The sequence below is a fragment of the Pseudomonas sp. FP2309 genome, assembly GCF_030687575.1.
Lineage (GTDB): Bacteria > Pseudomonadota > Gammaproteobacteria > Pseudomonadales > Pseudomonadaceae > Aquipseudomonas.
Map to the genome: position 1 here is coordinate 1,544,645 of NZ_CP117439.1, position 19,703 is coordinate 1,564,347.

At 58.4% G+C, this 19,703-nt stretch carries 22 protein-coding genes and 1 tRNA gene; 14 read left to right on the forward strand and 9 right to left on the reverse strand.

Annotation, left to right across the window (positions count from 1 at the left end; translation table 11 throughout):
- Positions 1 to 10 precede the first annotated feature (10 nt).
- On the reverse strand, positions 11 to 952 hold the full coding sequence (locus tag PSH59_RS07020) for a folate-binding protein YgfZ (protein ID WP_305394637.1): 942 nt from the start codon (positions 950 to 952) through the stop codon (positions 11 to 13).
- Positions 953 to 1,092: 140 nt separating this feature from the next.
- Between PSH59_RS07020 and PSH59_RS07025 the strand changes: the two genes are divergently transcribed.
- Both PSH59_RS07025 and PSH59_RS07030 read left to right on the forward strand, forming a co-directional pair.
- The gene (locus tag PSH59_RS07025) at positions 1,093 to 1,347 is read left to right on the forward strand and encodes a succinate dehydrogenase assembly factor 2 (protein ID WP_017736358.1); all 255 of its coding nucleotides are present in this window, start codon (positions 1,093 to 1,095) and stop codon (positions 1,345 to 1,347) included.
- The gene (locus tag PSH59_RS07030) at positions 1,331 to 1,777 is read left to right on the forward strand and encodes a protein YgfX (protein ID WP_248076817.1); all 447 of its coding nucleotides are present in this window, start codon (positions 1,331 to 1,333) and stop codon (positions 1,775 to 1,777) included. The genes PSH59_RS07025 and PSH59_RS07030 overlap by 17 nt, the downstream gene beginning before the upstream one ends.
- Here PSH59_RS07030 and nadB read toward each other — a convergent pair.
- Entirely contained in the window at positions 1,746 to 3,362 is a 1,617-nt protein-coding gene (gene nadB, locus PSH59_RS07035; protein WP_248076815.1) for an L-aspartate oxidase, read from the reverse strand. The two genes, PSH59_RS07030 and nadB, sit on opposite strands and share 32 nt — an antisense overlap.
- A gap of 465 nt (positions 3,363 to 3,827) precedes the next feature.
- Between nadB and rpoE the strand changes: the two genes are divergently transcribed.
- From rpoE to PSH59_RS07055, 4 genes are all read left to right on the forward strand, one after another.
- Positions 3,828 to 4,409: an RNA polymerase sigma factor RpoE gene (rpoE, locus tag PSH59_RS07040; RefSeq protein ID WP_003172477.1), complete on the forward strand. Its 582-nt coding sequence runs from the start codon at positions 3,828 to 3,830 to the stop codon at positions 4,407 to 4,409.
- A 32-nt stretch (positions 4,410 to 4,441) separates the two neighbouring features.
- Entirely contained in the window at positions 4,442 to 5,029 is a 588-nt protein-coding gene (locus tag PSH59_RS07045; RefSeq protein WP_003172479.1) for a sigma-E factor negative regulatory protein, read from the forward strand.
- A 16-nt stretch (positions 5,030 to 5,045) separates the two neighbouring features.
- Complete coding sequence (locus PSH59_RS07050) at positions 5,046 to 6,008, forward strand: MucB/RseB C-terminal domain-containing protein (protein ID WP_305394638.1); 963 nt, start codon at positions 5,046 to 5,048, stop codon at positions 6,006 to 6,008.
- Positions 6,009 to 6,243: 235 nt separating this feature from the next.
- The gene (locus PSH59_RS07055; RefSeq protein WP_248076810.1) at positions 6,244 to 7,677 is read left to right on the forward strand and encodes a DegQ family serine endoprotease; all 1,434 of its coding nucleotides are present in this window, start codon (positions 6,244 to 6,246) and stop codon (positions 7,675 to 7,677) included.
- 67 nt (positions 7,678 to 7,744) lie between these two features.
- Here PSH59_RS07055 and PSH59_RS07060 read toward each other — a convergent pair whose 3' ends face one another.
- Positions 7,745 to 9,178 carry a M48 family metalloprotease gene (locus tag PSH59_RS07060; RefSeq protein ID WP_305394639.1) on the reverse strand — a complete coding sequence of 478 codons (1,434 nt, stop codon included), beginning with the start codon at positions 9,176 to 9,178 and terminating at the stop codon, positions 7,745 to 7,747.
- A 95-nt stretch (positions 9,179 to 9,273) separates the two neighbouring features.
- On the opposite strand from PSH59_RS07060, the gene PSH59_RS07065 reads away from it, so the two are divergent.
- Both PSH59_RS07065 and PSH59_RS07070 read left to right on the forward strand, forming a co-directional pair.
- Complete coding sequence (locus PSH59_RS07065) at positions 9,274 to 9,513, forward strand: sulfurtransferase TusA family protein (protein WP_010212198.1); 240 nt, start codon at positions 9,274 to 9,276, stop codon at positions 9,511 to 9,513.
- Positions 9,514 to 9,543: 30 nt separating this feature from the next.
- Positions 9,544 to 10,614, forward strand: a complete 1,071-nt coding sequence (locus PSH59_RS07070; RefSeq protein ID WP_305394640.1) for an AI-2E family transporter — start codon at positions 9,544 to 9,546, stop codon at positions 10,612 to 10,614.
- 37 nt (positions 10,615 to 10,651) lie between these two features.
- On the opposite strand, the gene PSH59_RS07075 is transcribed toward PSH59_RS07070, so the two are convergent.
- Both PSH59_RS07075 and PSH59_RS07080 read right to left on the reverse strand, forming a co-directional pair.
- Entirely contained in the window at positions 10,652 to 11,125 is a 474-nt protein-coding gene (locus tag PSH59_RS07075; protein ID WP_248076804.1) for a peroxiredoxin, read from the reverse strand.
- A 10-nt stretch (positions 11,126 to 11,135) separates the two neighbouring features.
- Positions 11,136 to 11,696, reverse strand: coding sequence for a glycine cleavage system protein R (locus PSH59_RS07080; RefSeq protein ID WP_003172487.1), 561 nt, complete (start codon positions 11,694 to 11,696; stop codon positions 11,136 to 11,138).
- 272 nt (positions 11,697 to 11,968) lie between these two features.
- Here PSH59_RS07080 and dapA point away from each other — a divergent pair, with 272 nt between their 5' ends.
- From dapA to PSH59_RS07110, 6 genes are all read left to right on the forward strand, one after another.
- Positions 11,969 to 12,847, forward strand: a complete 879-nt coding sequence (gene dapA / locus PSH59_RS07085; protein WP_305394641.1) for a 4-hydroxy-tetrahydrodipicolinate synthase — start codon at positions 11,969 to 11,971, stop codon at positions 12,845 to 12,847.
- A gap of 17 nt (positions 12,848 to 12,864) precedes the next feature.
- Positions 12,865 to 13,980: an outer membrane protein assembly factor BamC gene (gene bamC, locus PSH59_RS07090; RefSeq protein ID WP_248076800.1), complete on the forward strand. Its 1,116-nt coding sequence runs from the start codon at positions 12,865 to 12,867 to the stop codon at positions 13,978 to 13,980.
- 4 nt (positions 13,981 to 13,984) lie between these two features.
- Positions 13,985 to 14,743, forward strand: coding sequence for an MBL fold metallo-hydrolase (locus PSH59_RS07095; RefSeq protein ID WP_248076781.1), 759 nt, complete (start codon positions 13,985 to 13,987; stop codon positions 14,741 to 14,743).
- A 27-nt stretch (positions 14,744 to 14,770) separates the two neighbouring features.
- The gene (gene purC / locus PSH59_RS07100) at positions 14,771 to 15,484 is read left to right on the forward strand and encodes a phosphoribosylaminoimidazolesuccinocarboxamide synthase (RefSeq protein WP_248076777.1); all 714 of its coding nucleotides are present in this window, start codon (positions 14,771 to 14,773) and stop codon (positions 15,482 to 15,484) included.
- Positions 15,485 to 15,567: 83 nt separating this feature from the next.
- A tRNA-Ser gene (locus tag PSH59_RS07105) sits at positions 15,568 to 15,657 on the forward strand.
- A 194-nt stretch (positions 15,658 to 15,851) separates the two neighbouring features.
- Positions 15,852 to 16,700, forward strand: a complete 849-nt coding sequence (locus PSH59_RS07110) for a DUF4062 domain-containing protein (protein WP_305394642.1) — start codon at positions 15,852 to 15,854, stop codon at positions 16,698 to 16,700.
- 53 nt (positions 16,701 to 16,753) lie between these two features.
- Here PSH59_RS07110 and PSH59_RS07115 read toward each other — a convergent pair whose 3' ends face one another.
- From PSH59_RS07115 to PSH59_RS07130, 4 genes are all read right to left on the reverse strand, one after another.
- Positions 16,754 to 17,980 (reverse strand): Arm DNA-binding domain-containing protein, encoded by a 1,227-nt coding sequence (locus PSH59_RS07115; RefSeq protein ID WP_305394643.1) that lies wholly within the window; start codon positions 17,978 to 17,980, stop codon positions 16,754 to 16,756.
- Positions 17,977 to 18,192: an excisionase family protein gene (gene xisR, locus PSH59_RS07120; RefSeq protein ID WP_008036021.1), complete on the reverse strand. Its 216-nt coding sequence runs from the start codon at positions 18,190 to 18,192 to the stop codon at positions 17,977 to 17,979. The genes PSH59_RS07115 and xisR overlap by 4 nt, the downstream gene beginning before the upstream one ends.
- A gap of 166 nt (positions 18,193 to 18,358) precedes the next feature.
- Positions 18,359 to 18,778, reverse strand: a complete 420-nt coding sequence (locus PSH59_RS07125; RefSeq protein ID WP_305394644.1) for a hypothetical protein — start codon at positions 18,776 to 18,778, stop codon at positions 18,359 to 18,361.
- Between the two features lie 77 nt (positions 18,779 to 18,855).
- Positions 18,856 to 19,677 carry a YfdQ family protein gene (locus tag PSH59_RS07130; RefSeq protein WP_305394645.1) on the reverse strand — a complete coding sequence of 274 codons (822 nt, stop codon included), beginning with the start codon at positions 19,675 to 19,677 and terminating at the stop codon, positions 18,856 to 18,858.
- Between the last annotated feature and the right edge of the window lie 26 nt (positions 19,678 to 19,703).

A 19,703-nucleotide genomic window follows, 5' to 3' on the forward strand; every position in this document is an offset into this window, starting at 1 on the left:
AGTACGGCAACTAACGTTGGATCTCTCGATCGCGATCGAGTGTGTAAGGCAGATCAAGCAGTTGCAAAACCGAGCCTTCCAATGAACCTATGTGCACATCGCCACTATCGGCTGCTTCGGCTTGCAATACCGCCAGAAGTTCAATCACCTGGTCAGCTTTTGCAGCAAGCACCACTTCGCCGATCGAGCTGTTGTGGCTGGGGGAAAACAGTGGGGTGCCAGGCTCGGGCATGTGCGCCGCATTTAGGCTCAGGCGGTACAGGCGGCGCTTGAGTTTGCCCAGGTACTGCATGCGCGCGACGATTTCCTGGCCGGTGTAGCAGCCTTTCTTGAAACTGACGCCGCCTACGGCCTGCAGATTGAGCATCTGCGGGATGAACAGTTCGCGGGTCTGGGGCATCACTTGACCGATACCCGCGCGAACCTGGCCCAGCAGCCATTCATTCAGATCTGCTTCTGTTAACTGTGCGGCCAATTGGCTGCGCACGGTTTCGGCTTTCTCCGCTGGCACCCAGAGTTCGGCGCGACCAGGCGACACGCGAATGGCGATCAGCGCGTCGGTGCGCACCACACTGTCGGTCTCGGCCGGCAGTTCCAGGCCCAGGCTGGTCAGGGCCAGTTCACCATCGGTGACACCGAAGCGCGCCCAGGCGGCGCTTTCGTCGGTGAGTTTGGACTTGGAAAACACGGCGTATTTTTTCAGGTCGGCCAGTTGCGGCTCGAGCAGCGCGCTGGCCATCGCCAGTAGCACGCCATCACCTTGCAGCAGGATGCGGAAGCTCGACTGCATGCGGCCTTTTTGCGTGCAGCGCGCGCCGAGGCTGGCCTGGGTGTCGCTCAGGTAATTGAGGTTGCAGGTGAGCTGTCCCTGCAGGAATTTGGCAGCATCGGCGCCGCGGACGGCGAGAACGCCTTCGTGGGGCAGGGGGCAGAAAAAAGCAGAGTCAGCCATGGGTCATCGCAGGTCAAAAAGTCATGGGTGCATCATAGAGGGGCGCCCGGCAAATGGATAGTTTCGATATGGCGCGACCAAAGCCGACTGGTCCCCCGCTGTCGGGCCTGTATACTTGCGTGCTATTTGAGGAGCGCTCCATGGTCGAAGACGTAGAAATCAATCGCCTCTACTGGCACAGCCGTCGTGGCATGCTCGAGTTGGACGTGTTGTTGGTACCTTTCACTAAAGAGGTGTACGCGACCCTTGATAAGGTGGATCGCGATCTCTACGTCAGGCTGCTGACGTGCGAAGACCAGGACATGTTCGGCTGGTTCATGGAGCGCGCTGAATCGGAAGATCCTGAGCTGCAACGCATGGTTCGGATGATTCTGGATCGTGTCCAGCCCAAGTAATCGCTTTGAATGCCGCTGGCAGGCCTCACGGCTGTTGCTGGCGGCGTACCTGCTGGCCCAGCTGTTCGCGCTGGGTGCCTTGCTGTTTGGCAATCTGCCTTTTTCAAGCCTGGGCCTCGTGTTGTGCCTGGCGCATGCTGCCTGGGTGTTGCCGCGTCATATCCTGTTAACCCACCGTTCGTCGATCCGGGGCCTGCGCCGTGATGAGGACGGCTGGCAGTTATTCAGCGCTGAGCGGGGGTGGTACAGCGTGCAATTGCGGCCTGACAGCCTGGCTTTGCCGTTGATCGTAGTGCTGCGTTACCGGGCGCAAGGTGAATGGCGGGTGCGCTGTATCTGTGTACCGAAAGATTCGCAGGCCGCCGATGTGCATCGGCGCCTGCGGGTGCGCCTGAAGTTCAGCCGCCGTAGGTGGTTGGCACCAGAATAGTGTCACGGGCCTCGGGGAGCATCTGCGGGTAGTCGAGGGTGTAATGCAGGCCACGGCTTTCCTTGCGTTCCATGGCCGAGCGGATCATCAACTCGGCCACCTGGGCCAGGTTGCGCAACTCGATCAGGTCACGGCTGACTTTGTAGTTACTGTAGAACTCATCGATCTCGTCGAGCAGCAATCGCACTCGGTGCTGAGCGCGTTGCAGGCGCTTGTTGGTGCGCACGATACCCACGTAGTCCCACATGAAACGTCGCAGCTCGTCCCAGTTGTGCGCAATGATCACGTCTTCGTCCGAGTCCGTTACCTGGCTGGCGTCCCAGCGCGGCAGGGTGGCTGGCACCGGTATGCGCGGCAGTTGTTCGAGGATGTCGGCCGCAGCTGAGCGGGCGTAGACAAAACACTCGAGCAGCGAATTGCTGGCCATGCGGTTGGCGCCGTGCAGGCCGGTGAAGCTGGTTTCGCCAATCGCGTACAGGCCGGGTACATCGGTGCGACCGTGTTGATCGACCATCACCCCGCCGCAGGTATAGTGCGCGGCGGGCACCACGGGGATCGGGCCTTTGGTGATGTCAATGTTGAACGCCAGGCAGCGCTCGTACACCGTTGGAAAGTGAGTCTTGATGAAGGCTTCGGGCTTGTGGCTGATGTCCAGGTACACGCAGTCGATGCCCAGGCGTTTCATCTCGTGGTCGATGGCGCGCGCTACGATGTCGCGCGGGGCCAGTTCGGCGCGCGGGTCGAAGCGCTGCATGAAGCGTTCGCCATTCGGCAGTTTCAGGTGTGCACCTTCGCCGCGCAGGGCTTCGGTGATCAAAAAGCTCTTGGCCTGCGGGTGATACAGGCAGGTCGGGTGGAACTGGTTGAACTCCAGGTTGGCCACCCGGCAGCCCGAACGCCAGGCCATGGCGATGCCATCCCCGCAGGCCCCGTCGGGGTTGCTGGTATAGAGGTAGACCTTGGCCGCGCCGCCCGAGGCAAGAATCGTGAAGCGCGCGCCGTAAGTGTCGACTTCGCCGCTGGCGCGGTTGAGCACGTAGGCGCCCAGGCAGCGCTCACCTTCCAGGCCCAGGCGCTTTTCGGTGATCAGGTCCACAGCAACGCGTTGCTCCAGCAATTCGATGTTGGGACGTTGGCGCGCTTGGTCCAGCAGGGTCTTGAAGATGGCGGCGCCAGTGGCGTCGGCTGCGTGGATGATGCGGCGGTGACTGTGGCCGCCCTCGCGTGTCAGGTGGAACTCGAAGCCGTTGTCATCGCGGCCCGCATGCTCGTCACGGGTGAAGGGCACGCCTTGGTCGATCAGCCATTGGATGGCCTCGCGGCTGTGCTCGACAGTGAAACGCACCGCATCTTCGTTGCACAAGCCGCCGCCGGCATTCAGGGTGTCTTCGACGTGGGATTGCACTGTGTCAGTGTCATCCAGCACGGCGGCAACACCGCCCTGGGCCCAGAATGTCGAGCCATTGGCCAGGTCGCCTTTGCTCAGTACTGCGATGCGCAAGTGGCTGGGAAGCGTGAGCGCAAGGCTCAACCCGGCTGCACCGCTGCCGATCACCAGAACATCGTGTTGAAACTGTTGGCTCATTTGAAGGATTCCGCAAAAAGCGATCCATAGGGGGGTGGCGCAAACAGGACGCCTGGATCGGCGAATCAAAGGGTCACACGGCCCACTAGTATATAGAGGGGGGGAGCGGCACAATAGCCGGGCGTTCGTGGCAATCTGAGATTACGGTGAACGGCATGGGTAAAATCGGCCGGTTATTGAAACGGGAACTTTTTGCATAAGCCCTGACTCAATAGCAGGTTGCCCGAAAGCTGGGAAAAGGTTGAGTTTATTGGCCCGTCGGGAGCATTGGACGCGTCAGAAAACCGGCGACAAGATTATTCGCGCAGCCGGCGCTGCCCGCGCTGCGTTTTTCGTGTGTGCCAAATCAGTGCATGCCGGAAACTTGCTTGGAGGGGGAGAACTTTTGCGAAAAGTCCGAGTCTATGTTTGCAAGCCTGATCGTTTAGTTATGCAAGCCTCCTTCAAGTTCAACGAGGAGTGTTCATGCTAACCCAGGAAGAGGATCAGCAGCTGGTTGAGCGCGTCCAACGCGGCGACAAGCGTGCATTTGATCTGCTAGTGCTGAAATACCAGCACAAAATTCTCGGGTTGATCGTGCGGTTTGTGCACGACACCCATGAAGCGCAGGACGTCGCACAGGAAGCCTTTATCAAGGCGTACCGTGCGCTAGGCAACTTTCGCGGCGATAGTGCGTTTTATACGTGGCTATACCGCATCGCCATCAACACGGCGAAGAACTATCTGGTGTCTCGCGGACGCCGCCCACCGGATAGTGATGTAAGTTCAGAAGATGCAGAATTTTACGATGGTGATCACGGCCTCAAAGATCTCGAGTCGCCGGAGCGTGCATTGCTGCGCGACGAGATCGAGGGCACCGTTCATCGCACAATTCAGCAACTGCCAGAAGATTTGCGTACGGCGTTAACTTTACGTGAATTCGATGGTCTGAGTTACGAAGACATTGCGAGCGTCATGCAATGTCCGGTGGGGACTGTAAGGTCACGGATTTTCCGGGCCCGGGAAGCCATCGACAAAGCCTTGCAACCGTTGTTGCAGGAAAACTAAAGACAGCGGCGACAGCCAAGAGAGGAACCGCCATGAGTCGTGATGCCCTGCAGGAATCGCTGTCCGCAGTGATGGATAACGAAGCGGATGAACTGGAACTTCGTCGAGTGCTCAACGCATTTGATGATGCCGAAACCCGTGATACCTGGTCTCGTTACCAAGTCGCTCGGGCGGTGATGCACAAGGATCTTCTAATCCCTCGTCTGGATATTGCTGCGGCTGTTTCTGCTGCGCTGGCCGATGAAGCCGTTCCGGCAAAAGCTGCTCGTGGTCCTTGGCGTAGCCTGGGTCGCCTGGCAGTCGCTGCCTCGGTGACTGTTGCAGTTCTGGCTGGTGTTCGCCTGTACAACCAGGACGAAATCGCCGGTGCCGAACTGGCTCAGCAAACTCAGCAACCGGTCATGGCCGGTCCGCAAGTCAAAGGCCCAGCGGTATTGGCCGGCTACAAGGAAAGCTCTGACACCACCGGTCCTATGGCCAATGGTGTGCTTCAAGGGCAATCCGGCTGGCAAGACCAGCGCCTTCCAGGCTACCTGCGCCAACATGCACAGGAATCGGCTTTGAAAGGCACTGAAAGTGCTCTGCCATACGCACGTGCAGCAAGTCTGGAAAACCGCTGAACCATTAAGGAGCTTTATGCGCGCCATACCGCTCCTTACGCTTTTGCTCAGTGGCTGGTTTGCACTCCCCGCCCATGCCGATGAAGCCCAAGACTGGCTGACACGGCTTGGGCGTGCAGAGCAGCAGCAAAGTTTCGCAGGGACGTTCGTTTACGAACGGAACGGCAGTTTTTCTACCCACGACATCTGGCATCGCGTCCAGAACGGTCAGGTCCGCGAGCGGCTTTTGCAGCTTGATGGTTCTGCCCAGGAAGTTGTGCGTGTAGATGGTCGTACCCAGTGTGTCAGCGGCACCCTTGTCGCCGGCCTCGGTAATTCGCGTGATGCGCCTTCACGTGCACTTGATCCAAAAAAACTCAATCAATTCTACGAACTGGCTGTTGTCGGTAAATCCCGCGTGGCCGGTCGTAATGCAGTGATTGTGTCGATCACGCCGCGTGACCAATACCGCTACGGTTTTGAACTGCACCTGGATCGTGACACCGCACTGCCGCTCAAGTCGCTGTTGCTCAATGAGCAAGGGCAGTTGTTGGAGCGCTTTCAATTCACTCGGTTGAATACCTCGACCGCACCCGAAGAGCGCGACTTGCAGCCCACTAGCGACTGCAACCCGATCTCCGTCGCTGATGCTCAGTCGCCGCAGAGCGAGTCTAGCGTGGCGTGGCACTTGGAGTGGTTGCCCCCGGGGTTTGACTTGACCAACAGCACGACCCATAAAGACATCCATACCAAAGCCACAGTCGACAGCTTGATGTATGAAGACGGGCTGGCGCGTTTCTCGGTATTTCTAGAGCCGATCAGTGATGTGAGTGTGACCGAGACCCGCACGCAGCTGGGCCCAACGGTTGCTGTATCTCGTCGGTTGAATACGGTGGACGGGGCGATGATGGTCACGGTCGTCGGTGAAATTCCGATCGGTACCGCCGAGCGCATTGCGCTCTCGGTGCGTGCTGAGAAAAACGCGACCACCAAGCCGTGAGTCGTTAATCCTATGTTCATCCAGGTCTTTCAATGTGTGTCTACGCCGGGTTGGCTGTGCGGAAACATGAAATGTCCGGATCAGCATTTTCACTTGCAAAATTCTTCCATGTTTTTTATAGGTCAGGGTCTGTTGGCCCTGGCCTTGTTTCGTTCGCGGAACGAAGACGTCGGTCGTAGTCTCCGGCGCTTATTGAACCCTGTCGCTCAACCCTGCTCGTCGTAACGGGAGCTGTATGTCGATACCACGTTTGAAATCCTACTTGTCCATTGTCGCCACGGTACTGGTGCTGGGTCAGGCTTTACCTGCGCAAGCGGCCGAGCTGCCTGACTTTACCCAGTTGGTTGAGCAGGCCTCGCCGGCCGTGGTGAACATCAGTACCACGCAGAAACTGCCGGATCGCAAAGTGTCGAACCAGCAGATGCCCGACCTGGAGGGTCTGCCGCCGATGTTGCGCGAGTTCTTCGAGCGCGGCATGCCGCAACCGCGCTCCCCGCGGGGCGGTGGTCAGCGTGAAGCGCAGTCCCTGGGCTCTGGCTTTATCATTTCGCCGGATGGCTACATCCTCACCAACAACCACGTAATTGCCGACGCCGACGAAATCCTGGTGCGCCTGGCTGACCGCAGTGAGCTCAAAGCCAAATTGGTGGGCACCGACCCGCGTTCCGACGTCGCGCTGTTGAAGATTGAAGGCAAGGACTTGCCGGTATTGAAGCTGGGCAAGTCCCAGGACCTGAAGGCCGGGCAATGGGTCGTCGCCATTGGTTCGCCGTTCGGCTTTGACCACACCGTGACCCAGGGCATCGTCAGTGCCATCGGCCGCAGCCTGCCGAACGAAAACTACGTGCCTTTCATTCAGACCGACGTGCCGATCAACCCGGGTAACTCCGGTGGTCCGTTGTTCAACCTGGCGGGCGAAGTGGTCGGGATCAACTCGCAGATCTACACGCGTTCCGGTGGCTTCATGGGGGTGTCGTTCGCAATCCCGATCGACGTTGCCATGGATGTTTCCAATCAGCTGAAAAGCGGTGGCAAGGTCAGCCGTGGCTGGTTGGGCGTAGTGATCCAGGAGGTGAACAAAGACCTCGCTGAGTCCTTCGGCCTCGACAAGCCGGCTGGTGCGCTGGTCGCACAGATCCAGGACGGCGGCCCTGCGGCTAAAGGCGGCCTGCAAGTCGGCGACGTGATCCTGAGCATGAATGGCCAACCTATCGTCATGTCGGCAGACTTGCCGCATCTGGTGGGCGCACTCAAAGCCGGCAGCAAAGCCAAACTGGAAGTGATTCGTGACGGCAAGCGCCAGAACGTTGAGCTAACCGTCGGTGCGATTCCCGAGGAAGGCGCAACGCTGGATGCCCTGGGCAATGCTAAGCCAGGCGCCGAGCGTAGCAGCAACCGTCTGGGTATTGCTGTGGTCGAGCTGACTGAAGAGCAGAAGAAGACCTTCGATCTCAAAAGCGGTGTCGTGATCAAGGAAGTCCAGGACGGCCCCGCCGCCTTGATCGGCCTGCAGCCAGGCGACGTGATCACCCACCTGAACAACCAGGCGATCGACACCACAAAGCAGTTCACAGACATCGCCAAGGCGCTGCCGAAGAACCGCTCGGTGTCAATGCGTGTGTTGCGTCAAGGCCGTGCCAGCTTCATCACCTTCAAGCTGGCCGAGTAATCTGCTAGCCCAATGAAAAGCCCCGCTTTCGGTTAACGAGAGCGGGGCTTTTCATTGGGCGATGGGTTTAGCTCATCATCCCTTTAACCAGGCGTTCCTGTTCGATCAACTCACGTTGACGCGCATCGATACGTGACGACAGCGGGAAGTTGTTGCCCGCGCGCCGCTTGGCGAAATCCAGTTGCTGGATGGCCTGCTGGAAGTCGCCCACCAGAGCAAAGTATTCGGCGCGCGCCTGATGCAGCCCGATGATGTTGCCGGATAAGCCGCGCGTCTCGGCAACCTGGTACCACACGTCCGGATCGTCCGGGCGAGACTTGAGCAAGCCGTCCAGCGCTTTTTCAGCATCGGCGGTACGGTTTTGCTTGAGCAGCAGGTCTACACGCATCTGATTCAGCGGATAGTTGCCGGGGTATTGGGTCAGCATCCGGTCGGTGCGTTGCTGGGCATCGGGCAAGCGGTTGTTATCGATATCGAGCTGAATCTGCGCCAGGTTGTAGGTGATGTCGTTGGGCGCCTTGGCCAGTAAAGGTTGCAGGTTGTCCCGTGCCTGCTTGAACTGTGAGGCTTTGATCTGGGCGATGGCCAAGCCATAACGCGCGACATCGTTCTTCGGGTTTTCGTCGAGTTGCGCCTGGAAGCGCTTGGCGGCGAGCCCTGATGTGTCCTCGTATTGCAGTTGCACCCGTGCGCGGATCAGTTGATAGCGCAGGCTGTCTTCTTTGCCGCCTGGCTTGGCTTGTTCGGCGCGGTTGCGGGTGTCGGCAATCCGAGATTCGGTGACCGGGTGTGTCAGCAAAAACTCCGGCGGCTTGGCGTCGAAGCGGTACTGGCGCCCCAGGCGTTCGAACATGGCGGGCATGGAGCGCGGGTCGTAGCCGGCTTTTTCCAGGTTGAGGATGCCGATGCGGTCAGCCTCTTGCTCATTCTGTCGGGAGAACCGTCGTTGCTCCTGAATGGCCGCGGCTTGGGTGCCGGCAATCGCCGCGATCCCCGCATCGCCGGCGCCGGCCGCTGCCGCAATGATGCCACCGAGCAGGGCGGCCATCATCGGCAGTTGCATGCGCTGCTGCGCTTCAACGCCTCGGGCGAAGTGACGCTGGGACAAGTGCGCCAATTCGTGGGCCATCACCGAGGCATATTCACCTTCGGTCTGGGCGTTGAGAAACAAGCCGCCGTTCACGCCAACGATGCCGCCTGGCGCGGCAAAGGCGTTGAGCTGCGGGCTGTTGATCAGGATGAACTCCAGGCGTCGGTCATTGACCTGGCTGGTCTCGACCAGTTTGTACACGCTGGTTTCGACGTAGTCCTTGAGCTGCGGGTCGTTCAATTGCGAAACCTGCCCGCGCAGATAGGCCAGCCACGCACGACCCAGTTGATATTCCTGTTGTGGCGAGACAATGGCAGAACTGGCGTCGCCAAGCGACGGCAGGTCGTCAGCGAAGCCTGGGGAGGCCAGCAGGCAAGCCAGCGTCAGCAGGGTGGGGCGCAAAAAAGTCATGCACAAAGCCTTTCGACAAAGACCTTACTGTAGCCGGACACTGAGCGTCGGACCAGATATTCTACGCACCCATAACCGATGCCCGGAGTAAAACCATGACTGACGCTGTAGCCTTTGATGCCGAACTCGATGCCAGCGGCCTCAATTGTCCTTTGCCGTTGCTCAAGGCCAAGCTGGAGCTCAATCGACTGGCCAGTGGCGCAGTGCTTAAGGTGATCGCCACGGACGCAGGTTCCCAGCGAGATTTCCGCACATTCGCCAAGTTGGCCGGCCACACCCTGCTGCACGAAGAAGACGCCGCCGGTGTGTACCGTTATTGGTTGCGCAAGGCCTGAATGGTTTGTCCCTATGTCCGAGGTTGATTGATGTTCAAAGTGTTACGAGACTGGATCCAGCGCTACTTCTCCGATGAAGAAGCCGTTGTGCTGGCCGTCCTGCTGTTCTTGGCGTTTACGGCCGTGCTCACCTTGGGCGGTATGCTCGCGCCGGTCCTGGCGGGGATGGTATTGGCGTATTTGATGCAGGGCCTGGTCACCACCTTGGAGCGCTTGCGCTTGCCGGGTGGCGCGGCGGTGGGGCTGGTGTTTGCCTTGTTCATGGGGCTGTTGGTGGTGTTTATCGTGGTGGTGTTGCCGCTGCTGTGGCACCAATTCATCACCCTGTTCAACGAGTTGCCGGGCATGCTTGCCAAGTGGCAGTCGCTGTTGCTGCTGTTGCCGGAGCGCTACCCGCACTTGGTATCGGATGAGCAGGTGCTGCAGGCCATTGAAGTGGCGCGCGGTGAAATCGGAAAGTTCGGGCAATGGGCACTGACCTTTTCCCTGTCCAGTTTGCCATTGCTGGTCAACATCATGATCTACCTGGTGCTGGTGCCGATCCTGGTGTTTTTCTTCCTTAAGGATCGCGCGATGATCGGCCGCTGGGTAAGTGGCTACTTGCCGCGTGAACGGGCATTGATTGCCCGGGTGGCGGAGGAAATGAACCGGCAGATCGCCAACTACATCCGTGGCAAGGTCATTGAGATCATTATCTGCGGCGGTGTGACGTACATCGCCTTTATCGCCCTGGACCTGAATTACGCCGCCCTGCTGGCGTTGCTGGTCGGCATTTCGGTGGTGGTGCCGTATGTGGGCGCGGTGGTTGTGACGGTGCCGGTGGCGTTGATCGCGTTGTTCCAGTGGGGCTGGAGCGATCAGTTTATTTACCTGATGGCGGTGTACGGCATTATCCAGACCCTGGATGGCAACGTGCTGGTTCCGCTGCTGTTCTCCGAGGCGGTCAATCTGCACCCGGTGGCGATCATCTGTGCAGTGTTGTTGTTTGGCGGGTTGTGGGGATTCTGGGGGGTGTTCTTTGCAATTCCCCTGGCAACGCTGTTCAAGGCAGTGTTGGACGCTTGGCCGCGGCGAGAGCCGGTGGTGGCGCCTTTGCTCTGAATGGGAGCGAGGGAGCCTGGCTCCCCCGCTGACCCGATCAGGCCTCGTTCAAGGCCTGCGCGGCGGCCAATACAGCGTCAACATGGCCAGGCACTTTCACGCCGCGCCACTCCTGACGCAGCACGCCATTTTTGTCGATCAGGAAGGTGCTGCGATCAACACCCAGATATTCCTTGCCGTACAGCTTCTTCAGCTTGATCACATCAAACAACTGACAGACGGCCTCATCCTTGTCGCTGATCAGCTCGAAGGGGAATGCCTGTTTGGCCTTGAAGTTCTCGTGGGACTTCACGCTGTCGCGCGATACACCAAACACTTCGGTATTGGCCGCCTGGAACGCTGCATAGTGATCGCGAAAGCCCTGGCCTTCAGTGGTGCAGCCCGGGGTGCTGTCCTTCGGATAGAAGTAGATCACGACCTGCTTGCCCTTGAGTGCGGCAAGGCTGAAGGTCTGGCCGCTGGTGGCCTGGGCCCCGAAATCGGCGACCGGTGTATCGATGACTACCGCCATGAAAGCTTCCTTACATTGGGTTCTGTGGGCGCCATGGCTCGATCAGTGCGTCGAGGTTCAGGGCATCGGCGAAATCCAGGAATTGGTCGCGCAACCAGCTGATCTGCACACCGGCCGGCAAAGTCACGGTAAACGTGGCGTTGAGCATAGTGCCGCCGGTTTGCGGGGCCTGGTAGGTGTCGCAGGTCAGGTTTTCCAGCTCGACGTTATGGTCGATAAAGAACTGGCACAGCTCGTTAACGATATCCGAGCGGTAGGCAGAGCTGACGTAGGCCACGTAAGGCAGGGCCTGCGGGCGATTCTCCAGTGCGGCGCTGCGCACCACGTTGACGGTGAAGTCGTGCTTCTTGGCCAGGCCCGGCAGGCCGGTCTCCAGGCGCGCCAGGGCATCCCAGGTGCCGGAGATCTGCAACACCAGCGCGCTGCACTCGCCGTGGCGGGTCAGGCGGGAAGTCACGACGGCGCAGCGGTTTTCATGGCTGGCGCGGCACAGGACGTTGGTCAGCTCCATGGGGTTGGCGCCGAGGGCACTGATAACAAGGAATTGTTCGCGAACTGTGGGGGTGGACATGCAGCCTTCCTAAACGATGAGCGGTCGATACTGTGAGGGCCGTATCGATCAAAGGATCAAGGGTAGCGAAAAGCGTCGCCAAGGGATAGGAGGTGGCGTTTTCATTGCGTGATCGGCTGGATTTCACCGTGCTGAAACCAGCACTTGTGCCCAATGATGGCATTGCTCATCGTTTAGTTGCGCCAGAACGCATCCTCACGTGGTACTTCGCTTGTGCAAGCATCTTGGCGCCAGTACCATTACGGCTCTCTTTTTCCGGCAGGAGCGGTTGCATGATTGCGGGCAGTATGGTGGCACTGGTCACACCCATGGATGCACAAGGTCATCTCGACTGGGACAGCCTGGGCAAACTGGTGGACTTCCACCTGCAAGAAGGCACCAACGCCATCGTTGCGGTCGGCACCACAGGTGAATCGGCCACTCTCGATGTGGAAGAACACATCAAGGTGATCGAGTTCGTGGTCAAGCGCGTTGCCGGCCGTATTCCCGTGATCGCCGGTACGGGCGCCAACTCGACGCGTGAAGCGATCGAGCTGACCAAAAACGCCAAGAAGGCCGGGGCCGACGCCTGCCTGCTGGTAACACCGTACTACAACAAGCCGACCCAGGAAGGCCTGTACCAGCATTTCAAGGCCATCGCCGAAGCCGTCGACATCCCGCAGATTCTCTATAACGTGCCCGGCCGTACCGCGTGCGATATGCAGGCCGCGACCGTAATTCGCCTGTCCACCGTGCCGAACATCATCGGCATTAAAGAGGCCACCGGCGACCTGCAGCGTGCCAAGGACATCCTGGCTGGCGTAAACAGCGATTTCCTGCTGTATTCCGGTGATGACGCCACCGCTGTCGAGCTGATCCTGCTGGGCGGCAAGGGCAATATCTCCGTGACCGCCAACGTGGCCCCGCGTGCCATGAGCGACATGTGCGCCGCCGCGCTCAAGGGTGAGGTCGCTACTGCCCGAGCGATTCACGAGAAACTGACGCCGCTCAACAAGACTTTGTTTATTGAATCCAACCCTATCCCCGTGAAATGGGCGCTGACTGAAATGGGCCTGATGCCGGACGGTATCCGTCTGCCGCTCACCCGTCTCAGCGAAGCCTGTCACGAACCGCTGCGACAGGCCCTGCGCCAGTCCGGCGTCCTGGTTTAATTGAGGAAGCACTACGCATGAAGCGATTGGCCGGACTTTCCGCACTTGCCTTGATTATCTCCAGCACCAGTGGCTGCGGTTGGGTCTGGGGCCCGGAAGGCTACTTCCGTGACCGCGGCAGCGATTACCTGGAAGCACAACCCACCAAACCGATGCAACTGCCGCCGAACGTCAACGTCGCCAAGCGTCTTGACCCGTTGCTGCCGATTCCGCGCAACGTCGCCGACGACACCGCCAAAGGTGAGTACGTCGTGCCACGTCCACAGCCGATCTCGGCCGTGGCCGATGCCAGCGACTACAGCCTGCAGAAGAGCGGTGACTCGCGCTGGATCGTGGCTCAGCGCCCGCCTGCAGAAGTCTGGCCGGTGGCTGTGCAGTTCTTCCAGGACAACGGTTTTCGCATCGACGAGCAGCGTCCGCAGACCGGCGAGTTCACCACCGCATGGCAGCAGGGCAGCGAACTCTCCGCCACCATGGCCAAGCGCCTGCAGGCTGGCGGTGTAGCTGCCGACAGCGAAGCCCGTGTACGGGTGCGCATCGAGCCAGGCGTGCAGCGCAATACCAGTGAAGTCTACGTGGTGAGCGCCGAGCGTCCTGCCGGCAGCACCGCCAACGTCGATTTCACCAACCGCTCGGTCAACACCGGCGTTGACTCGGCACTCGTCGACGAAATGCTGGCCAGCATGAGCCGTATCTCCGAGAAAGGTGGTTCCGTCTCCCTGCTCGCCGCACGTGATTACGACACCCCAAGCCGTGTCAGCCTCACCGAGGACGGCAGTGGCAACGTGGTGCTGAACCTGGGTGAAGACCTGGACCGTGCCTGGGCCAGCGTCGGCCGCGCGTTGGAGCAGGGGCCTTGGCGCGTTGAAGATATCAACCGCAGCCTGGGCCTGTACTACATCAACGTGGCTGAAAAGGCCGAGCGCAAAGACGACGAGCCAGGTTTCTTCGGCAAATTGTTCGGCAGCAAGCCGACCAAGGAAGAAATCGAGACCCGCGCCGAGCGTTATCAGGTTCGTTTGAGCAAGGTGGGCGAGACCGTACAAGTCACCGTCGAGAAAAACATCAATACCGTTGCGCCGGCTGAAACAGCGCGCAAAGTATTGGGCGTGATTCAGGACAACCTGGGCTGATCCGATGCGTTTTGCTGTTCTCGGTAGCGGTAGCCAAGGGAACGGCACGCTGGTCGCCCATGACGACACGTACGTACTGATCGATTGTGGTTTCTCGTTAAAAGAAACTGAGCGGCGCCTGCTGCGGCTGGGGGTTCACCCCGCGCAGCTGAGCGCGATCCTGGTGACCCACGAACATGCCGACCACGTGCATGGCGTGGGTTTGCTGTCTCGGCGCTACAATCTTCCGGTGTACTTGAGTCGCGGTACCTTGCGCGGGATGCGCAAACCCATTGAACCTGCAGGTTTCCTGGCCGGTGGTGAGCAACTGCAGATCGGTGCACTGAGCATCGATGTGATTGCCGTGGCGCATGACGCCCAAGAGCCCACGCAGTACGTCTTCAGTGATGGGCAGCGACGGTTCGGTGTGCTGACTGATCTGGGCTCTTATTGCAGCAAGGTGCTGGACGGCTATCGCGACCTCGATGCGTTGATGATCGAGTCCAACCACTGCCGAGACCTGCTGGCTCGCGGTCACTACCCGTACTTTCTCAAGCAGCGGGTCGGCGGCGAACTGGGACATTTGAACAATCATCAGGCAGCGTACCTGGTGTATGAGTTGGGCTGGCAAGACCTGCAACACCTGGTCCTGGCCCACCTGAGCAGCAAGAACAACCTGCCGACGCTTGCCCGGCAATGTTTTGTCGACACCCTTGGGTGCGACCCGGACTGGCTGCAACTGGCCGATCAAGATTCAGGGCTCGACTGGCGACACATCGCCTAGCCCACCTCACTCAAAGCGGAGCCCATCATGGAAAAACGTGAAGAACTCTACCGCGGCAAAGCCAAGTCGGTTTACAAGACCGATGACGCTAACCGCTTGATCCTGCTGTTTCGCAACGACACCTCGGCGTTCGACGGCAAGCGCATCGAACAGCTGGACCGCAAAGGCATGGTGAACAACAAGTTCAACGCCTTCATCATGCAGAAACTCGAAGAGGCCGGCATTCCGACCCAATTCGACAAACTGCTGGGCGACAACGAATGCCTGGTGAAGAAGCTCGACATGATCCCCGTCGAGTGCGTCGTGCGTAACTACGCCGCCGGCAGCCTGGTCAAGCGCTTGGGTGTGGAGGAGGGCATCAAGCTCAACCCTTACACCTTCGAACTGTTTCTGAAGGACGACGCCAAGGGCGACCCGTTCATCAACGAATCCCACGTCGTGGCGTTCGGCTGGGGCACCGCTGAGCAACTGGCGCGCATGAAGGAGCTGTCCCTCAAGGTCAACGACGTGCTGAGCAAGCTGTTCGACGACGCAGGCCTGTTGCTGGTGGACTTCAAGCTGGAATTCGGCGTGTTCCACGACGGCTCCATCGTCCTGGGCGACGAATTCAGCCCGGACGGCTGCCGCCTGTGGGACAAAGACACCAAGAAGAAGATGGACAAAGACCGCTTCCGCCAGGGCCTCGGTGACGTCATCGAAGCCTACGAAGAAGTCGCCAATCGTCTCGGCGTACCGCTTTAATCGACGCAAGCATCTGATAGCACGGAAAAAAATCGCTTCCGCGCTTTGCATCCACCAATCATGCTGTTATGATGCGCGCCGTTGGAGAGATGCCAGAGTGGCCGAATGGGACGGATTCGAAATCCGTTGTACCTTCACCGGTACCTAGGGTTCGAATCCCTATCTCTCCGCCATTATTGAATAAGACTAAGCCCCTGTAATCGTTAGAGATTACAGGGGCTTTTTCGTTTTCGGCGTTTTGTTTAGGGCAAATTTAGGGCAGAAATCCATCGTGGTAAACCGTTCTATACCGGGCCATGCCTTCCACTGATGCCAATCTGATACTCTCCCGTTAACCGGAATATCGGATTGTCAGGGAGCTAGAAGGATGAGTTACGACGCTAAGGTTTTTAACGTGATGGTTGCTTCACCTGGGGATGTCCTAGCTGAGCGAGCAGTTTTCCGTGAGGTCATCCACGAATGGAACGCCGTCCATTCTGAAGCGAGGAAGGTTGTACTCATGCCAGTCGGTTGGGAAACTCATTCTTCTCCGGAAATGGGGGGCGGCCCTCAAGACATCATCAACAAGCAAGTACTTCACAGCTGCGATCTTTTGGTAGGTATTTTCTGGACTAAAGCCGGCACTCCTACAACGGAGTTTGCCAGTGGAACGATTGAGGAGATTGAAAGGCATTTAGCCGCTGGGCGCTTGGCTATGTTGTATTTCTCCAGTACACCAGCTGTGATGGATGATGTTGATCAAGAGCAGTATCAAACTCTGAAGGCATTTAAAGCATCCTGTCGAGGGCGTGGCCTGTTCGAGTCTTTTGAAAGTCTCGCTGAGTTTCGTAGTAAGTTCTCCAGACAACTGCAACAAAAACTCAACGCTCACGAAATGTTCAAGCTTGCACAGGTTCAGCTTCCGAGTGCAAAGCCTGGGCCACTAGGCACTTTTCCTGCGGCGACTCAGTCGCTGACGTTGGAAGCTAGAACTCTGCTGAAAGAAGCAAGCCAGGATCCGCAGGGCCAGATTATCTATATTCACCTTTTAGGCGGATCTGTGCTGCAATCAAACGGTAAAAGCTTCATAGAGAGTGCTGAGCGCCGAGTGATTGCAAGGTGGGAGGCTGGGTTGAATCAACTCAAGAGCGAAGGGCTGATCATTCCGCGGGGAAAGGGCGAGATCTTCGAGATCACGGCAAAGGGTTATGAGTTCGCCGATAAATTAGACTCCTGAAAAGAATGTCAAAATAGACTTGAGATGCGCTGCAACGCATCTCGATCTCTAGTTCAGCCATCATTGTTTTCCCGGAAACCCAGCATCTTCGAAACGATACCCGCCATGCTCTTGGTGTCCTTCGGTATCCATCGCCCGTAATGCTTTCGTACCATAGTTGTATCGGCGTGCCCCAGTTGCCTGGCCACCCATTCGACCGGAACATAACTTGACAGCATCTGGCTGGCAAACGTGTGGCGGCATTGGTTGGCACCTCGGTGGCGAACCTCTGCTTTTTTAAGATGGGCAGTGAACCAGTTGCTCAAAGTTTTGCCGTTCCAAAGTAACCCGCTGGTCGAACTGCGGAAAAGGAACCTGACCTTCATCTTCTTGGACGTGATGTTGTCGCGCTGGATAACGGTGATTTCCTCGGCTACCGTGTCCTTGGCGGCGGCAACTATCTCCCGCATCAGTGCTAGGGCCGGGTCTATAAGCTCGATGACTCGAACCCTGGAGCGCTCTTTGGGGACTTTGAACTCGCCCACGACCAATGCGCGTCGCACGTGCACCAGGCCGGCATCCAGGTCTACATCTTCAGCGGCAAGCCCAATTAGCTCTGAAAGGGACATCCCGGTCCAGCAGTTGAACTCAATCATCCTGGTATCAGGCCGGCGGTTGGTGTCCGTCTTGCTGATCAGTTCGATCTCGGTGCGACTGAAGGGGTCGGCATGCTCCAGGTCGACATCCGATCCGACGTTACTGATCCTGTCGAGTGGATTGGCCTTCAAGATGCCGTCGCCGAAGGCGTCCGCCCACACACCACGAACGACGGTGAAAATGTCGTTTACTGTCTTCGGGGCCAGGCCCTGTTTGAGCAGTTGTGCTTGAAACAACTCAATGTCGCTCTTGCTGATGTCGACGATTCGACGTTTGCCGAACTTCTTTTCTACGTGCACAGCCTTGCTCACGTAGTTGATGACAGTGCTCGACGCTTTAAGCGCGCGCTGAACCTCCAGCCAGCGCTCAATGCCTTCCTTTACAGTGCGCTTGAGCGAAGGGCCGCCGGTTCCAGTGAACATCGCGGCCCTTGGCGAGTTGGGAAAGTGAGCCGCATAGTCGAAGCGGCCCTCTTTGATTTCCGCGAGAATGGTGCGCCGCTTGTTGTCGGCATACGAGATCGCGGACTTATTGACTTTCGAGATGCCTTCCAAAGGTTCCCTGCACCGCTGGCCGTTAAAGATGAACCAAATGCGTAGCTGCTTGCCATTCATCTCAACGCCGGTCGGCATCTTGTCGATCATGGCTTTCCTTCCATCCAGCGCTCAATGGCCGCGCGGTTGTATACGATCACGTTGGCTGGGTCGTAACGCCAGTGTTTACCCTCTAGCCACAGGCCTCGGGTGCGATATTTGCGAACCGCTTCGGTGCTTAGGCCGAAGACTGGGTACAGCAGATCCTGGCGAAACCAGGCGCCTGGTGTGATGTGGAAGTCGAGTTTCTCTGCTGCGCTCATTGTGATTTCTCTCCTGTGCGTCGGCCGATGCCTTCGGCCAGGCGCTGCTTGCTGCACTTCTGGTGGTTGCCGTGTGCTCGCGACTTGTCGCATTTGTCGCAGCTGACGTTGAGGTCGAGGGGAGGCATTTGTCCGCTACCTATTTGGACTGTTCGGCGACGGACGATCATGCGGCACTTTCCTGTGCTTCCCGTTCCAGAGTGCCTGCCATGGCGAGAGCTTGGTCACGGAGCGCAACGGTATCTCGTTCGAGTTTCTTGCCTGTGCGAAATGCGCTGAATGTCTCGGCCGCGATACGCAGTTGTTCGGCGATGGCCAGCAAAGTCTGACGTTCCGCTTCCCCAAGTTTTGAGGCGGCCAATGCGCGCTCGTAGTGGGAATACAGTTGCATATGGCGGTCCTGCGCCTGATCAAGCGACCGCTTTAGGTCCAGGATCGTCTCTGAACTATCTAATTGCTGAATGGCCTTGCCTTCGTCGGTACCTTCGATGCGGCCATCGTTAAGGCCACCGCGATAGCCTGCCAAATAAGTAAGACCAACAAGTACGGTCAGAACGATCAGTGCGCAAATCTGAATTGTTGTCATGTGCTGTGTACCTCGGTAGTGCCTGCCGCCGGACAGTTTTGGTGAGAGGACGGCGGCGGGGTGTTGCAGGGAGTTAGTTAGATCGTGGCTTCATAGAGCGGCACATCTTTGATGGCGCTTTCGATCTTGGCGCGCACGGCGTTGTAGGCCTCCTCAAGCACCTTGTCGGCGCGCACCAGTTCGTACCACATGACCAATCGACCTTCCTGGATGCGGTAGCGGAAGCGAGCGGGCACGCAGAAGGCGTCACCACCGAGGAATGGTTTGAGCGCGATGAAGAACTCTTCGGGGATACGCAGTTGGCCAGCTTCGCCGGCGCGCCCGTCAATTTCTTCGTTATAGGTCAGTTGCACCTGGCCGTTGTCGAGGCGAGTACCTTGGCGGAACGTGATGTTCTTCTTTGCTTCCAGGGTGCGGCTGATTTCGAGCATATCGGCAGCGCTTGGGGTGTTCTCATGCTCGGGGTGGTGGGTGATGTCCTTCACGTTGTCTTCGATGAATTCAGCGAAGGTGGCCTGGTCCATGCGCTTGCGGTCTTTTTCCTTCCAGTTGCCCCATTCCACTGTGGTCGGGCAGCGGTACGTCGCAACGTGTTCGCGCCAGGCGGGTGCCGCTGGATCGTGGTAGTCGATGACCGCGATGAAAGTGCGGCCCTCTGGGCCGTTGCAAAAAACTGCCGTGGCCTGGGTGGAAAAGCGATTCACGTAGCTGATGAACGACTCCGCGTCGAGCACAGTGAGCTTCTGCTTGATGCGCGAGGGAGCTGGCAGCAGGTGTTCCAAGCTTTCGATGCTTACTCCGCTCGGTACGAGTGCCAGCGGGGCAAGGATGCCCGGAACCTCGATTGGTTTGCCGAGGGACTGAGCCAGGGTGACCAGGTGCTGTAGGGCTTGTTGCATTGGATGTGCTCCAGTGGGTGACGATT

Excerpts from the sequence above, each read along its gene's own strand:
- PSH59_RS07020 (WP_305394637.1), bottom strand. The coding sequence starts at position 952 with ATGGCTGACTCTGCTTTTTTCTGCCCCCTGCCCCACGAAGGCGTTCTC.
- PSH59_RS07025 (WP_017736358.1), top strand. The coding sequence starts at position 1,093 with ATGGTCGAAGACGTAGAAATCAATCGCCTCTACTGGCACAGCCGTCGT.
- nadB (WP_248076815.1), bottom strand. The coding sequence starts at position 3,362 with ATGAGCCAACAGTTTCAACACGATGTTCTGGTGATCGGCAGCGGTGCA.
- rpoE (WP_003172477.1), top strand. The coding sequence starts at position 3,828 with ATGCTAACCCAGGAAGAGGATCAGCAGCTGGTTGAGCGCGTCCAACGC.
- PSH59_RS07045 (WP_003172479.1), top strand. The coding sequence starts at position 4,442 with ATGAGTCGTGATGCCCTGCAGGAATCGCTGTCCGCAGTGATGGATAAC.
- PSH59_RS07050 (WP_305394638.1), top strand. The coding sequence starts at position 5,046 with ATGCGCGCCATACCGCTCCTTACGCTTTTGCTCAGTGGCTGGTTTGCA.
- PSH59_RS07055 (WP_248076810.1), top strand. The coding sequence starts at position 6,244 with ATGTCGATACCACGTTTGAAATCCTACTTGTCCATTGTCGCCACGGTA.
- PSH59_RS07060 (WP_305394639.1), bottom strand. The coding sequence starts at position 9,178 with ATGACTTTTTTGCGCCCCACCCTGCTGACGCTGGCTTGCCTGCTGGCC.
- PSH59_RS07065 (WP_010212198.1), top strand. The coding sequence starts at position 9,274 with ATGACTGACGCTGTAGCCTTTGATGCCGAACTCGATGCCAGCGGCCTC.
- PSH59_RS07070 (WP_305394640.1), top strand. The coding sequence starts at position 9,544 with ATGTTCAAAGTGTTACGAGACTGGATCCAGCGCTACTTCTCCGATGAA.
- PSH59_RS07075 (WP_248076804.1), bottom strand. The coding sequence starts at position 11,125 with ATGGCGGTAGTCATCGATACACCGGTCGCCGATTTCGGGGCCCAGGCC.
- PSH59_RS07080 (WP_003172487.1), bottom strand. The coding sequence starts at position 11,696 with ATGTCCACCCCCACAGTTCGCGAACAATTCCTTGTTATCAGTGCCCTC.
- dapA (WP_305394641.1), top strand. The coding sequence starts at position 11,969 with ATGATTGCGGGCAGTATGGTGGCACTGGTCACACCCATGGATGCACAA.
- bamC (WP_248076800.1), top strand. The coding sequence starts at position 12,865 with ATGAAGCGATTGGCCGGACTTTCCGCACTTGCCTTGATTATCTCCAGC.
- PSH59_RS07095 (WP_248076781.1), top strand. The coding sequence starts at position 13,985 with ATGCGTTTTGCTGTTCTCGGTAGCGGTAGCCAAGGGAACGGCACGCTG.
- purC (WP_248076777.1), top strand. The coding sequence starts at position 14,771 with ATGGAAAAACGTGAAGAACTCTACCGCGGCAAAGCCAAGTCGGTTTAC.
- PSH59_RS07110 (WP_305394642.1), top strand. The coding sequence starts at position 15,852 with ATGAGTTACGACGCTAAGGTTTTTAACGTGATGGTTGCTTCACCTGGG.
- PSH59_RS07115 (WP_305394643.1), bottom strand. The coding sequence starts at position 17,980 with ATGATCGACAAGATGCCGACCGGCGTTGAGATGAATGGCAAGCAGCTA.
- xisR (WP_008036021.1), bottom strand. The coding sequence starts at position 18,192 with ATGAGCGCAGCAGAGAAACTCGACTTCCACATCACACCAGGCGCCTGG.
- PSH59_RS07125 (WP_305394644.1), bottom strand. The coding sequence starts at position 18,778 with ATGACAACAATTCAGATTTGCGCACTGATCGTTCTGACCGTACTTGTT.
- PSH59_RS07130 (WP_305394645.1), bottom strand. The coding sequence starts at position 19,677 with ATGCAACAAGCCCTACAGCACCTGGTCACCCTGGCTCAGTCCCTCGGC.